We start from the raw sequence: 13893 nt of genomic DNA, 5'->3' as shown, positions 1-13893 counted from the left end.
TGTTTATCTTCCTTTCTGCAGGGTCATGTCGTAGACACATGCCTGCACACTGCCCGATGCCGATGTGGTACCGTAAGAGTGAGGTACGAGCAGGCGGACATGAGCGATGCGTTCATCATCAGTCTTCGGTCTGCCTATCTTAATCCAGGTGAATGGTATGAGCCAACCGCTAGGCACGGTAGAACTTACACTGCCATAATTGGATGAATTATATGTATTGGCCATCAGACTGGCTGAAGGATCAACGAAAGAACCGGTGAATGTACCGGAGGTATTGGTAACGCTTATCTTATCTACATAATAGGAATAAGCAGGAACTTTGTTTGAAAGCGTGAGACACTTATCGCTCATTTCAGCAGCATACGAAAGGTTATACTCATCAAAGCGGACCAATACATCTACCGATGTACCTTTCTTGATATAGTCGCCACATCCCTGGTCAATCACCTGCATGTAGATACCGTTACTGTTGAAAAGTACCCATTCGTTGTTGTTCTTTGCTGTATCCGTCAGTTTTTCATTATTTTTCCAACGTCTGTTGAACTCATCCTCAGAGATGACCTTAATATTTTCCTTACGCAAGAAAGAGCTGATAGAATCGAGCTCTCTGTCGCGCATGTCCTTATAAGTCTCACTATCATTGCATGCGGCAAACGATAAAACAGCCGCGAAAGCAATCATTGCAAACAAAAATTTCTTCATTCTTCTTTTTAAAATCTGATTTATTGGGCAAAGGTACAAAAAAGATAAGACAACACCGAGAGGAATAGGTTGATTTTATTATTATTTATCACTTATTATCATCCTATTGCCTCAAAACGGGGTTGTTTTCTGTCTTTTTCGTCATTTCTAAGGAAAAAAACGGCTACTTCAGCATATCGGCGTATGCCAGGATAGCCTTCAGTGCTATCTGCTCTGCCTCCTGTATGCTGCAAAGCAATTTGCCGCCAGAAGCATTGCGATGACCGCCACCATTGAAGAACTCGGCTGCCATCTTATTGCATGGGAAATCGTCTACCGAACGGAGACTTACCAATATGCGATTGTCTATATCCGTATCTTCACGAAGAGAAATGGAGAGTTTGTGTCCCTTGATTGTAAGAGGTACGTTCACCAATCCTTCCAGATCGCCCTTGATAAAGTCATACTTCTTCAACTCTTTACGGGTCACTGTATAGAAACTGGCATGAAGTCCCTCTACTACCTGCAACTTTTCATTCATCAGATAACCACGGAACCGGACTGCCGGAATGCGGGCATTATTGAAGACATTGCGGTAAATCTTATCCTTGTCGATGTTCTTGGTAAGCAGCAAGCAGATGATGTAATAGATATAAGGCTGGGTAGAATTATAGGTGAAACCGCCCGTATCGGTCATCATGCCGCAATAGATGCAGGTAGCCCAGGTCTGATCCATCTGTGGGAAACCTCCCAACTGCCAGACTACACGGAATACCAGGTCGCTGGCACTGCTGGCATGTGGCTCCGAAACCAGCAGTTTAGCCTCAAGATTAGGAGACAGATGGTGGTCGATGATGACACGCTGAGTCTTGCAACCCAACAATACATGGTCCATCTCATCAAGACGTCCCTCACTGCTAAAGTCAACACAGCATACCAGGTCGGCTTCATCGAAAGCTCGCTGCACCAGTTCAGGCTGTCTGTCATATCGCAGGATACCGGCAGCTCCAGGCAACCAGGAAATAGAATCCGGTATCATATCCGGCACACAAATGTCAACTTTCTTGCCCAAAGAGCGAAGATAACCAGCCCATCCCAAAGAAGAGCCGACGGCATCACCGTCTGGCGACTTATGTGCACAGACGACAATACGATGAGAAGCCGCTATCGTCTCTCGGAGAATAGCGGCTTCCTGATCTGTCAATATATTAATGTTTATATCCATCACATTAAATTAGAAGAGCTTGTTTGGATAAACACCCTCATCGATAAGATGCTGGATCTTATCAACAACACTCTGGCGGTCGGCTGCATAAGTTACACCAAACCACTTGCTGGTAGTATCGAGCACCTTAACGGTAGCTGTACCCTCATTGATGAGCTTGTTGACCATCAATGGGATGAAGAACTCAGCCTTCTTGTTTTCCATATTCTTAGGATCACTCAAGAACTCCTTGAAGTACTCCTCACTATGCTGGAAGTAATCAGGTGTGAAGCCCCAAACGTTCATGGAAACAGGAGTATTGTCGCCAACAGCAACCCACTCGCCCTGCTCGTCCTTGTAAGATACCTTACCGTCGATACGCATAATCTCGGTACGCTCTACACAGGTTGTCAAGTTCTCATCAGCATCCTTAGAGCAGATGCCGCGAGCTACGGTACCATTCTCACTCAAGGTATTACCTACACGGAAACCTACCATGGCGTAACGGTTCTTGCTGCCCTCTGGAAGTTCAGAGAGGAACTTGCCGATTACCATGAAGCAATCGCGGTTGTAGAAGTCATCGCAGTTGATTACGCAGAAAGGTTCCTTGATGATATCCTTTGCCATCAGGACAGCATGGTTTGTACCCCATGGTTTCTCACGACCTTCAGGAACTGAGAATCCCTCTGGGAGATCATCCAATGCCTGGAAGCAAAGTTCTGCAGGAATATGACCCTCATACTTTGAAAGAATCTTCTCACGGAACTGATCTTCGAAGTCCTTGCGAATAACGAATACGATTTTTCCGAAACCAGCCTGAATAGCATCATAGATGCTGTAGTCCATGATAGTCTCACCATTAGGACCCAGACCATCAAGCTGTTTCAAACCACCATAACGGCTACCCATACCGGCAGCCAAAAGCAATAACGTAGGTTTCATTTTGTCTATACTTTTATTTATTAATAGTTGATAGTTATTTATAAAATAACGATGCAAAAGTAACAAAAAAAATGCAGTTAACCGCAAGTTTTCCTACTTTTTTTTGATTAATATCAATTTTTGTCCTTTTATGCACTATCTGTAACACATATCAGACTTATTTCCGGACACATCTCCCAGGCTAAACCTAGAAAGGATAACCCACAGCGAAATGCAGACTCTGGGCATCCTTGAACCGACGGATGTTATAGATGCCATTCTTGCCGGTATCGTAAGGAACATGCAGACCGATACCCCAGTCGACACGTATCACAAACATACCCATGTCATAACGCACACCGACACCGGTGCCTACCGCCAGCTGCCGGAAAAACTTGTCTATATCAAACTTGCCGAGCGGACTGTACTCATGGTTGCGTAAGGTCCACACATTACCTGCATCCAGGAAAAGGGCTCCATAGAGATCGCCCCATACCTTCTGACGGTATTCCAGATTCATCAGATACTTGATGTCGCCCGTCTGGTCGATATACGAATACTTGCTGTTGGTAGGCTGGTATCTGCCCGGTCCGATACTCCGCACATTAAAGGCTCGCACACTGTTGGCACCACCGATATAGAACTGCTCATAATAAGGAGCATTCTCGGCATTGCCATAACTCCAGATAATGCCGGCATTGACATGTCCCACCAGCGTACCATCCTGGGTGATACGCCAATATTTCACGAAATCTGTCTCCAGTTTCAGGAACTGAGCAAACGGATTCTTGAACATCTTCTTGTCTTTCTCGTTCCATCCCTTTCCGGCCGCCATGTAACCGAGCGAAAGGATATTGGCTGCCTCGCTGATGGTGGTTGACCAGGTGATCGGATGGCGGTAACGGCGCGGACTGCGATAAGTATAGGTGTAACTCATCTTAGGCACAAACTGGTCGCGCATCGATATCTGAAGATAAGGATGCAGGGCGAGGATGCTATCGAAAGCGGCTGTGCGGCTGTTCATAAACTCATAAGAGAGAATCAGCGGACTGAAAGAATGCTGATGCTGGTAAGAGGTAGACCACGCATAGGTTAACTCACCCGCTGCCACATGACGTCGGAAATAGCTGGCTCTGTTCAGCACATTCATCGAAGCCTTGATGGTAGTAGTTGGCACACCCCGATATTTGGTAGGCATATGCCCGGCACGGTATCTGCGCTCATTCTGCTCCATCGTTCTGAACATATTCCAAGGCGTGATGATGCGAGGGAACTCTACGGAAACATCCGATCCGTATTCATAGGAATTGATGCGGGTAGAACCTCCACCAGCCTGACTGACGGTTTGCCACTCATGCGAACCATGCAGGTTGACAGTAAGTTTCTCGCCTCCATGAAAAGCATTGCGCTTGGTAAGACCCACTACCAACTCCGGTCCTACTCTACCGGTCGTTTTGCCGCGGGCATTTGCCTCGACATAGAAATCGTATGGCTTGTCGAATACCAGATCGATATTGGCATCCAAAGTATCACGATATACTACATTGCCTAAACTGTCTAGGGTCTGCACCGAACGGGGAGAGAACTGGATGCTGGAATAGCTGAAGAGTCCCATCTCCTGAAGTCCAGTCTTGGCACGCTCCTCGGTACGTACCCGATACAGTTCACGGGGACGCAGGCGCAGACTCTGCAAAACGATGCCCGGACGTATCGGCATCTTTCTTCCATTATAATGGAAACTCAGATAGCTGCGCACAAAGGAATCCTTCAACTCCTCCATATACTGCTTTCTGAAATTAACATGAATCTTTCCGATATACCACTGGCGGGTAGCCCTATCATCCACGCTGTCTGCCATCATCAGCCGCAACTGCACCTTGCCGGGCACATTCACGGTATCGGCAAGATAAGAAGCATAACTGTTCTGATAGAAATAATAGCCCCTGTTGCGGAACAGACGGGTGATACGCTGACGTTCCGATTCCATGTTGGCGACATTGAAAGGACTCCCCTTCCGTATCAGCGCCTTGTTCATAGAAGCATCTATAAACTGCTTGCTCTTGGCTGGGAAGTTAAGATAAGCCATAGAATCAAGCGTCCAGAGATGACCGAAGTCTACCTGATAGGCGACCTTCGCCTTCTTCGGATTGCTCTGTGTCAGCACATCATAAGTCACCTTACCGTTAAAATAGCCATATTTATCGAGCTGATGCTCGGCTACCTGGGCACGGAGTTGCGGATTCACATTCGCCATCAGCTTAGGTTTGGAACCGAATACCTTGGTTATCCACTTAGCCAGTGCTCCATCCGACTGAGAGAAAGTATTCCATATCCACAGGCGCACAGGGAACGGAGTGCGGTAATAGCTGCTTCCGAACAAAGCACCGTTCGGAGCCGAAGCCAGGGCATACTCCATCTCGGTGATGGTAGAATCAGCATAAGCTCCCTTCTCGTAGTTCTTATACTCAATAGGTACCAGACCCGTAAACAGCTGCTCGTCTTCTTTCAGCGCACTGGTTGAAGAGCAACCCGTTATGAGCTGCCCCGACAACATCAGCAATGCTGCCACATATATAATAAGGTATAACCTGTTCTGCTGTTTCATATCGCTCATTACTTTTCGTTAAGTTTCAATGGGTCAAAGTCCTTTGTTTTGGCTTTCTCCATCGTATCCTTCTTTTCGTTCGTACTCTTCTTCACCGCAGGATTCTTCTCCATTGGGGCTGTAGGAATCTGCTGCTTATCAGTCTTGAAACGGAAGATATCCTTGAAATGTTGCAGTTTTCTCTGCCACTTGAAACCGATACCATACTCACCAATCAAGCCTTCGAGCCAATCGTAGGTATTATTGTTGTAGAAGGCACGGATATACTGGCTCGCACCTTCGTTGAGACGGTACTGCAATTCGATATTGTTGAAGAATACATCATCATTGTTGGCTGCATTCTCCATTTCTGCACCGGTAGAAACCTTGCCGCCCACACTGAAACTCAAGCGGTTGTTGAAGAACCGCTTAGCAAACTTAAAGTTGTAATCGGTGTGCATGGCACCTGCTGCATTGGTGGAGTTATCTACCGACATACCGACATCTACCCCCACAGAACGCATCGCTGAACCTGCAATATTATTGATCTCTGAGTTGAGGAATGAGCTCAAGGCACTATTCATGGAGAACGAATTGGTATTTCCGTTGGCAAGATACATGCCCGAAGCCAGCATCGTAATGGCTATCTTACCCCGCTCTTCAATACTCATCGTGTTCAGTTCATCCTGCAAGGTGGCATCGTTTGGTGAGGAAACGATAAACTGGATGCCTGGCTTATTCAATGTCTGCGAGAGTTTTACGCCACAAATGAAATCCACCGAGCGGCCGGTTCCCTGTCCCTCGTTTACCGTTGTCCTGACATTCTCTGTTGCCGTGATGTTCAGGGTCGGGTTGAACGGATCGCCGTTAAACTCTATGTAGCTGCCGTCCTGGATATCAAACGTCTTGAGCGGAATGATAGGCAGCGAATATTTCATCTTGCCATTGTTCAGGGTATACTTGCCCGTGATGCCGATGCCATCAACCGAATTGTAAGTCATCGTCAGATCACCACCGCCCATCAGGTCGATGTAGTTGGTTTGGTCGGCATTCAATGCACAGAGGATATGAGCCGACTCGTCTATCGACATGCCCAACATCATGTTCAATCCTTCCAGTGCCGGACGCTCGACAACGACAGGCTTGCCACTCTTGAAATTCATAAACTTCACCAGCTCATCGAGCTGCGTATCAGTAGTCAGTTCCGATTCTTTCAGCACATACGTCATATCCGTATTGCCGAGAACATCCAGCTTACCCTGCATCTTCAGATTGCTTACCGGTCCGCGCATCGCTCCAAAGAAGTTGACATACGCCTTGCCGAAAGCCTCGGAACGGGCATTCTCCTTGGCATCAATCAGCAGGAAGTTCTGCGCTCGCATCCGGATATCGAGCATCATCTTCTCCATATTCGTAAAGTCGAGACTGCCCTGGATATTGAGCGGACTCTCATTGTTGGCATACATCATGAAGTTTTCGAAGAGCAACTTGCTGTCTATGATACGGACAGGATCGTTGGCAAAACGCATCGTGATGCCATACGGCACACTGACGAGATAAGCCGAATCCAGATATACTTCGCCCTCTACATCCAACTGGCTCAAGGCTCCCTTCAAACTCAGTTTTCCTTCGCCATATCCCTTCAGACCCATAATCTGGTCAGGAACGAAACCGTTGACAAAATGCAGAGGCAACTTCTCCATACCCACTTCGGCATCGAGATAACCGTTTCCTTCCGATTTGTAAGTACCCTTTACGGTAGCTACTTCTTCACCCTCATAATTGAGGAAACCATCTACATAATGAGAACCGTCGCTCTTTGGCATGTAAACGAATTCAGTACCGACATCTCCCATCGGACACTTTTCGTAAACCATATTGTCGATGTTCAGATTAGAAGAAACCGAGAGTTCATCCTTGGTCTGGATAATATGGAAGTCGCCGTCAAGAATACCCGAGATGTCAGGCATATAAGGAATCACGCTGAGCACTTTATCCAGATTAAACTGGCTCATGCTCACCGTAAGATCCTGCAGCGCTTCTTCGTTTTCATCATTGCTATATATACGGATACCCATGCCGTTGGCTGCCTTCAGAATCAGATTGGCAGAAACACGGTCGTCATTGCCCAACATCAGATAGTTATCATCGTTGGCAGTAAACTTTTTGTACCCCAGGACAGGATGGGTATCGATGAGCGAAATCTTCACGCCGTTTTCCAGCAACAGCGCCTCCAGCCCCACATCTACACCCAATCTGTTTTTGGCATCATAGATGCGGGCATCGATATTGGAACCTTTCTCCTGCAGTTCGCCCTCTACCTGTGCCCGGAACACATACTGAGGATTATGCTTGTTGTTCTGAACACGTGCTGCATAGCGGATGGTATCGCCCTCAGTCTTCACCAAGGTACGGATCGTATCCAACTGCATGCCACTCGCTACCAGTGAATCGATGTTGAGATAACCATTGACACCTGTTACAGGCGACATGGTCATCTTCATATCCACCGTCTTGAAATCATAACCGCAGTAAGCGATGAAACGGGAAATGAAATTGTCCTTTCCTGTGGTAAGATAAACATGACCGAAAGGGAACTGACTGCGCATCTTCACCTGATCGATATGATGGTTCCTAAGCTGATGAGCCAATTCTTTCTGCAATCCGGCAAAACGGCTCATCAACTGCTTATAGCCTCCGTGTACATCCATGTTGAGATGGAAGTCGCCGCAATTGATGACTGCGTGCGTGGTATCTCTGCGGGTAAAGACATCAGCATCAACACCCACCGGACGATAATTCTTCTCTGCCGTACGAACCGTAATATCACTCATCGAAGCCATGATGTCGTGACTGTCCTTCAGGTCGGACCTGATATCCATGTGACCACAGAGCGACAGGCGCATCGGTGCCTTCGTTACCTCTAATGAATAAAGATTCACATCGCGGACATCTGCCACCAGGGTAGCCTCCAGTTTCTTGGAATTCGTAAGTGCATCAAGGCTGACGAGCCCCGTAAGATACTGGCTCTTGCTGTCGATATCGGCATGCACCTTTCCATTGGCAACGTGAGCCACTGCCAATACATGATCCAGTTTGTATTTGCCATACTGAATCTGGTTTACCTGTGCCTTAGCCTGCAATCGGGTACGAGGAGAGAGGAAATCAGTTCCCACTCCCTTCGCCTGCAATGAGCCGGTGAAAGAATGCAAATCCTGTTTTGGAAGGAAATGCTTTGCCTGGATGTTGTGCGCCTGAATCTTAGCTTGATAAGCCAGACGGTTCATATCGATACTGCCGTCTTTCCGGGTCTTCGCATCTATCTTGGCATCTACCCTCATTCTGCCACGACCTTCGGTAATGGCGAGTCGGGTAGCATATCTGGAGCCGTCTGCCTGAATGTTACCACGAATTCCGATACCGCTAGGCACACGTATCTCCTGCATCAGAGAAGGGTCAAACATGGCGGTAACGAAATCCAGATGATAGGTACGGGCGTTCAGATCTACATTTGCCTTCAGACGGTTCAAATCCGTCAGGTTACCCACTTTTCCATCAGCACTCAGTTCGAAGGCTGTAGGCAGCGACAGTTTCAAACCCGAGAAAGATGCCTGCTGCATATTTCCCTTGAACGAACCTTCTATCTTCATCGGATAGAATGGCCATTTCTTCTTCATGGCGCTTGGGAAGGCATCGCCTGCAAAGAGGAACAGGTCTGAACGGCCCAAAGCTCCCTTCAGCTGTGCCATCAACTTGCCAGGTTTCACCTCATCAAAGGCATTCATATCCATATCCACCGTTGCCTGCAATTGGGAGTATGGGGTACGGAGACAGATATCAGGCAACTGCAGTTTCACGGAATCCATCACGAATCTGCCATAGAGCTGGTCTACCTGCAAACCGCTTTTCTCCTTAAACTGAGCTTCACGAATCTTGACATCTATCTTCGAATCGCAATAATAGAAAGAGTCTGCCTTCAAAGTCATGGCCGACAGGGCGATATGGTTAAAGTCCATGCCCGATACCGGACGGATATAGTTCTGGTCATAGTTCACCTTGCCCTTCTTCCAGTCAAGATGACCTATCTGATAAAGTCCTTTATAAAGGTCGAGATAGGTAGTCTGCGCCACTGCATCTCCAAAATAAGCATTCACCTGGAGGGTATCTCCAGGCATGTGTAATACGAAATCAGTGTTCTTCAGTTTCAGTTTTTCGATATTCACCTTCCAGAAATTGGTACTAGGCGTAGTATCCGGCGGCACAGTATCGCTCAGTTCTACCGAGAGTCGGGCATCAGCCAACAGGGCATGATTCACCCTGACCTTCTCCTTTACGAGATCAATGCCATGAGCCTTCAGGCGCAGATTACCTACATTGCCCTTGATTCTGGCTTCGTGAATAAAATTAGTGGTATTCACCTTCATCTGGGTGAAATTGAGTTCATCCACCATGACTTGACTTTCGAAAAGAGGCAACAATTGTACGTCTACCACCATCTTCTGGATGTCGGCAACGGTATCTCTCTTATTTCTTAAAGCCAAGTTTGGGGAATTCTTGAGTGAGTCGATTGGCTGAAGTACCTTTACGCCTTCCACTCCCAGTTTCAGAGGGAAGACGAGGCGTACTTGCTTTACCGAAATATCCATACCCGTCGACTCAGAGGCATAAGCAGCTACTTGCTTTACCGCCCAATTCTGAACAGGTGGCAGATAAAGCAGAATGGATAACAACAAGATGAGCACCAATGGAGTCAACACCGTGATTCCTGCCCATTTCGCATACCTCTTCATAAGCATGGATTTTTGAGTTAGGGTGCAATAGCCCGCCAAAGATTATCATCCGGCAGCGGAGCCTCTGCTACTATTGTTTCTTTAGACACAGGATGAACAAATTCTACTCTGTGTGAAAGGAGAGAAATACTGCCATCTGCATTGCTACGTGGAGAACCGTATTTCAGATCTCCCTTGATAGGACATCCCATCTTGGCAAGCTGGCATCTTATCTGATGATGGCGACCCGTCATCAAGTTCACCTCCAGAAGTGTATAATGGTCTGTATGACCTATCACCTTATACTTCAATATCGCTTTCTTCGAGTTTTTCACCTCATGGTCGTAAGCATAGCTCTTATTCTGCTTTTCATTTCTTACTATCCAATGGGTGAGCGTAGCCTCAGGTTCCTTTGGCATGTTCTTCACAATTGCCCAATAGGTTTTGTGAACTTCGCCATCCCGGAACATATTGTTCAGACGGCTCAATGCCTTAGAAGTCTTGGCAAATACGACCAAACCCGAAACAGGACGGTCAAGGCGATGCACCACACCGAGAAATACATTTCCCGGCTTGTGATACTTCTCCTTGATGTACTGTTTCACAGTCTCCGAGAGAGGTTCGTCGCCAGTCTTGTCGCCCTGCACGATTTCGCCACTTCTCTTAGAGACTATGATTATATGGTTGTCTTCGTAAACTACCTGCATGTTTTATCAACAAAACGTTGCCGAGAGATTACATGTTCATACCACCGTCGATCTGAATAACCTGACCGCTTACATAGCTAGACAAGTCGGAAGCGAGGAAGAGGCAAACATTTGCGATATCCTCAGTCTGACCACCACGACGCAATGGAATCTTCTTCATCCAGTCCTTGCGGATTTCCTCAGGCAACTGTGCAGTCATTGCAGTCTCGATGAAACCAGGAGCTACCGCATTGGCACGTACGCCCTTAGGACCCAACTCCTGAGCGATAGACTTAGCCAAAGCAATCATACCAGCCTTAGAAGCTGCATAGTTGCACTGACCTGCATTACCATGAACACCTACTACAGAAGCCATGTTGATGATAGAACCACCACGCTGACGAAGCATGATTGGAGAGCAAGCATGAATGAAGTTGAAGGCTGACTTCAAGTTGACATTCAAAACAGCATCCCACTGAGCCTCGCTCATACGGAGCATCAAACCGTCCTTGGTGATACCTGCATTGTTAACCAGGATATCGATAGAACCGAAGTCCTCATGAATCTGCTTAACTGTCTTCTGTGTCTCCTCGAAATCTGCTGCATTACCAGCATAAGCACGACAGGTTACACCAAGAGCCTCAATCTCCTTACGAGTAGCTTCCAAACCGGCAGCCATATCGTCGTTGAGTACGAGGTCTGTAAATGCGATGTTAGCGCCCTCAGAGGCGAACTTCATAGCGACAGCCTTACCGATGCCGCGAGCAGCACCTGTTACAAGGGCTGTTTTACCACTTAATAATCCCATTTCTTTCTTATTTAATTAATTATCAATTAGTTACGTATTTACTATTTTCTTTTATCTAGAGTTTCAAGCCTGACTTTCCCAAGGCACCATAAACCACCTTGGCAACCAGAGGTTTGCTCGACTCCACATTCATGCCATGGCCCAAACGTCCATAGATAAATGGAACCTCGAGACCTTTGATACAATAGTGAGTAATATCGGCCACCAGATCGATGTTATCAATATCAAACTCACCATCTTCTCTTCCTTCGGCATAAATTCTTCTGAGAATCTCTATTTCGTCTTCATCGAAGTTCTTTCTTGCCTTCTCAACCATCCAGATATTCCGGAAGAACTCAGCACGGAGGTTACCGTTTCTTACGACCGTTTCCTTGATCATACTGAGGTGAGTGTAGATAAGTTCGATGATTTTATCCTGTGGACGCATCTTGCAATTAGCAACCTCGTCCAACTTGTCCGAAAGACGCTCCAACTCTGATTCTATCACCGCGTAATAGACATCCTCCTTCCTACTGAAATAAGTATAAAGCGTACGTCTTCCCTTACCAGAAGCTACAGCAATATCATTCATTGTAGTATTTGCTATACCATTCTTGGCAAAGAGTTGTCGTGCGACATCTACCAGTTTTTGTCTTGTTTTGGATACTGACATATTGAAGCCCTTCCTTTTTTATTAATTGCACATAAAAATATTATTGTGCAAAAGTAGCACTTTAATTCGAATTAAACAAATATTTAATGTTAAATTAATAAATTAGGGCATAAAAAAATCGGATAAGATGTTGTTGACCAACTTCTTACCCGATCATTGTTGCGGCGGCAGGACTCGAACATGCGACCTCCAGGTTATGAGCCTGGCGAGCTACCAACTGCTCCACACCGCGATATAACCAACTCATTTCTGAATTGCGAGTGCAAAGGTACGACTTTTTCCCGACCCCACCAAACATTTTGTCAGAAATCTGCATATATTTAACAGTTATTAAACAGAATAGCAACAAAACGTACATAAAAGAGGCGAAAACGAGTAAAAAGCAAGCCCGATTGCTCTTTTTCAGAACAATCGGGCCTTATGGAAAAAGAATTACTTTTTCAAAAGTTTCATTACCTTCTCAAAATATCTCTGAGTACGCTTCTTACTGAAATGATTACCGCCATTCCATGAACGGATTGCGTGCTCGATACTATTAAGAGGATTGTAGACACTCTGAATCAACAGAAACATTTCTTTAGATTTAGCGACATTATATCTATCAGCCAAAGTGTAGCGCTTCTTCGATTTCTTGCGCTTCAGAATATTATTACATTCTGCTACTAAAATTGGAGTGATCTGCATCACACCTACAGAGTTACCGCTCTTAGCTTTCGGATCACCCTTACTCTCTACCTGAATGATAGCGTCCATCACTGGAGTCCAGTCCATTTCGCTGGTAGAGGATACATTTCCTGATGTTGCAGCCGACGCTGCATGAATTTCTAATGTCAGCATTAACATGCTAACTAATACCATTGTTATTCTCTTCATATTAATTGTTTTATGGAACCTGAAAAGCTGAAATACAACATCAGAGATTTCGCGGTGGCAACTTGTGAGAAAAAGAAAGGCTGCTCACCTCAGTCCCGTTAGATACCTTAATGGATACCTTCTCACACAACAAAAAGCACAAGATACTGGTATCCTTATTCTTATCGTTTGCAAAGATACAAAAAAAAATCGAATTATGCAAGTAATCGGCTGATTATCAGCGCATTTTCACGTAATTAAACACTTAGTAACACTTAGGTTTGATATAAATCAAGATAAAGGTAAAAGAGTAAAAAGGTAAAAAGGAACAATAAAAGGTAAAAAAGTAAAAGGGTAAAAAGGTAAAAGGAGCTGCGCCCATCTATCTGTGGGAAAAAGCTGGCGCGATAAGAAAGCAAAACTGCAGAAAACAAAAAAGCCTCAGAAATCTTTCGAAATCTGAGGCTCTTGATAAAAGGAGGCGGCTACCTACTCTCCCGCATTGCATTGCAGTACCATCGGCGCAAGTGAGCTTAACTTCTCTGTTCGGAATGGGAAGAGGTGGGACCTCACCGCAATAACCACCTGATAATGGGGTATGACGTATTTGCACACAAGCAAACTGTTTATCAAGTAAAGAACCACCGTCCCTCTCGATTCCATCGAGAGTCAACAGCTGAAACTATGAACTTATTTAAAGAAAGTGTTCGGGCAATTAGTAATGCTCGGCTTTGAC

Annotated in this window: 9 protein-coding genes, 1 tRNA gene and 1 rRNA gene; all 11 read right to left on the bottom strand. The window is 45.9% G+C overall.

Annotated features, from left to right (window positions below):
- Positions 1 to 3: 3 nt before the first annotated feature.
- The gene (locus DWV53_RS03135) at positions 4 to 702 is read right to left on the bottom strand and encodes a DUF4827 domain-containing protein (protein WP_118151588.1); all 699 of its coding nucleotides are present in this window, start codon (positions 700 to 702) and stop codon (positions 4 to 6) included.
- A 163-nt stretch (positions 703 to 865) separates the two neighbouring features.
- Positions 866 to 1900 carry a DHH family phosphoesterase gene (locus DWV53_RS03130; protein WP_118151666.1) on the bottom strand — a complete coding sequence of 345 codons (1035 nt, stop codon included), beginning with the start codon at positions 1898 to 1900 and terminating at the stop codon, positions 866 to 868.
- Between the two features lie 15 nt (positions 1901 to 1915).
- Positions 1916 to 2827: a nucleotidyltransferase gene (locus tag DWV53_RS03125; protein ID WP_022120329.1), complete on the bottom strand. Its 912-nt coding sequence runs from the start codon at positions 2825 to 2827 to the stop codon at positions 1916 to 1918.
- A gap of 187 nt (positions 2828 to 3014) precedes the next feature.
- Positions 3015 to 5420, bottom strand: a complete 2406-nt coding sequence (locus DWV53_RS03120) for a BamA/TamA family outer membrane protein (protein WP_118151586.1) — start codon at positions 5418 to 5420, stop codon at positions 3015 to 3017.
- Positions 5420 to 10180, bottom strand: a complete 4761-nt coding sequence (locus tag DWV53_RS03115) for a translocation/assembly module TamB domain-containing protein (RefSeq protein WP_118151664.1) — start codon at positions 10178 to 10180, stop codon at positions 5420 to 5422. The genes DWV53_RS03120 and DWV53_RS03115 overlap by 1 nt, the downstream gene beginning before the upstream one ends.
- Before the next feature lie 17 nt (positions 10181 to 10197).
- Positions 10198 to 10866, bottom strand: a complete 669-nt coding sequence (locus DWV53_RS03110; RefSeq protein ID WP_022120326.1) for an RluA family pseudouridine synthase — start codon at positions 10864 to 10866, stop codon at positions 10198 to 10200.
- 28 nt (positions 10867 to 10894) lie between these two features.
- Complete coding sequence (gene fabG / locus DWV53_RS03105) at positions 10895 to 11653, bottom strand: 3-oxoacyl-[acyl-carrier-protein] reductase (protein ID WP_022120325.1); 759 nt, start codon at positions 11651 to 11653, stop codon at positions 10895 to 10897.
- A 55-nt stretch (positions 11654 to 11708) separates the two neighbouring features.
- Entirely contained in the window at positions 11709 to 12305 is a 597-nt protein-coding gene (locus tag DWV53_RS03100; RefSeq protein WP_006847902.1) for a TetR/AcrR family transcriptional regulator, read from the bottom strand.
- A 159-nt stretch (positions 12306 to 12464) separates the two neighbouring features.
- Positions 12465 to 12537, bottom strand: a tRNA-Met gene (locus DWV53_RS03095).
- A gap of 200 nt (positions 12538 to 12737) precedes the next feature.
- Positions 12738 to 13178, bottom strand: coding sequence for a lytic transglycosylase domain-containing protein (locus tag DWV53_RS03090; RefSeq protein WP_117727821.1), 441 nt, complete (start codon positions 13176 to 13178; stop codon positions 12738 to 12740).
- Between the two features lie 455 nt (positions 13179 to 13633).
- Positions 13634 to 13746, bottom strand: a 5S ribosomal RNA gene (rrf, locus tag DWV53_RS03085).
- Between the last annotated feature and the right edge of the window lie 147 nt (positions 13747 to 13893).

This window comes from Segatella copri (genome assembly GCF_003465495.1).
Lineage (GTDB): Bacteria > Bacteroidota > Bacteroidia > Bacteroidales > Bacteroidaceae > Prevotella > Prevotella copri_G.
Note: the sequence above shows the minus strand (reverse complement) of the source record. Positions and strands in the feature narration are given on the sequence as shown.

Coding starts and splice junctions, on each gene's coding strand:
- DWV53_RS03135 (WP_118151588.1), bottom strand. CDS start 702: ATGAAGAAATTTTTGTTTGCAATGATTGCTTTCGCGGCTGTTTTATCG.
- DWV53_RS03125 (WP_022120329.1), bottom strand. CDS start 2,827: ATGAAACCTACGTTATTGCTTTTGGCTGCCGGTATGGGTAGCCGTTAT.
- DWV53_RS03120 (WP_118151586.1), bottom strand. CDS start 5,420: ATGAGCGATATGAAACAGCAGAACAGGTTATACCTTATTATATATGTG.
- DWV53_RS03115 (WP_118151664.1), bottom strand. CDS start 10,180: ATGAAGAGGTATGCGAAATGGGCAGGAATCACGGTGTTGACTCCATTG.
- DWV53_RS03110 (WP_022120326.1), bottom strand. CDS start 10,866: ATGCAGGTAGTTTACGAAGACAACCATATAATCATAGTCTCTAAGAGA.
- fabG (WP_022120325.1), bottom strand. CDS start 11,653: ATGGGATTATTAAGTGGTAAAACAGCCCTTGTAACAGGTGCTGCTCGC.
- DWV53_RS03100 (WP_006847902.1), bottom strand. CDS start 12,305: ATGTCAGTATCCAAAACAAGACAAAAACTGGTAGATGTCGCACGACAA.
- DWV53_RS03090 (WP_117727821.1), bottom strand. CDS start 13,178: ATGAAGAGAATAACAATGGTATTAGTTAGCATGTTAATGCTGACATTA.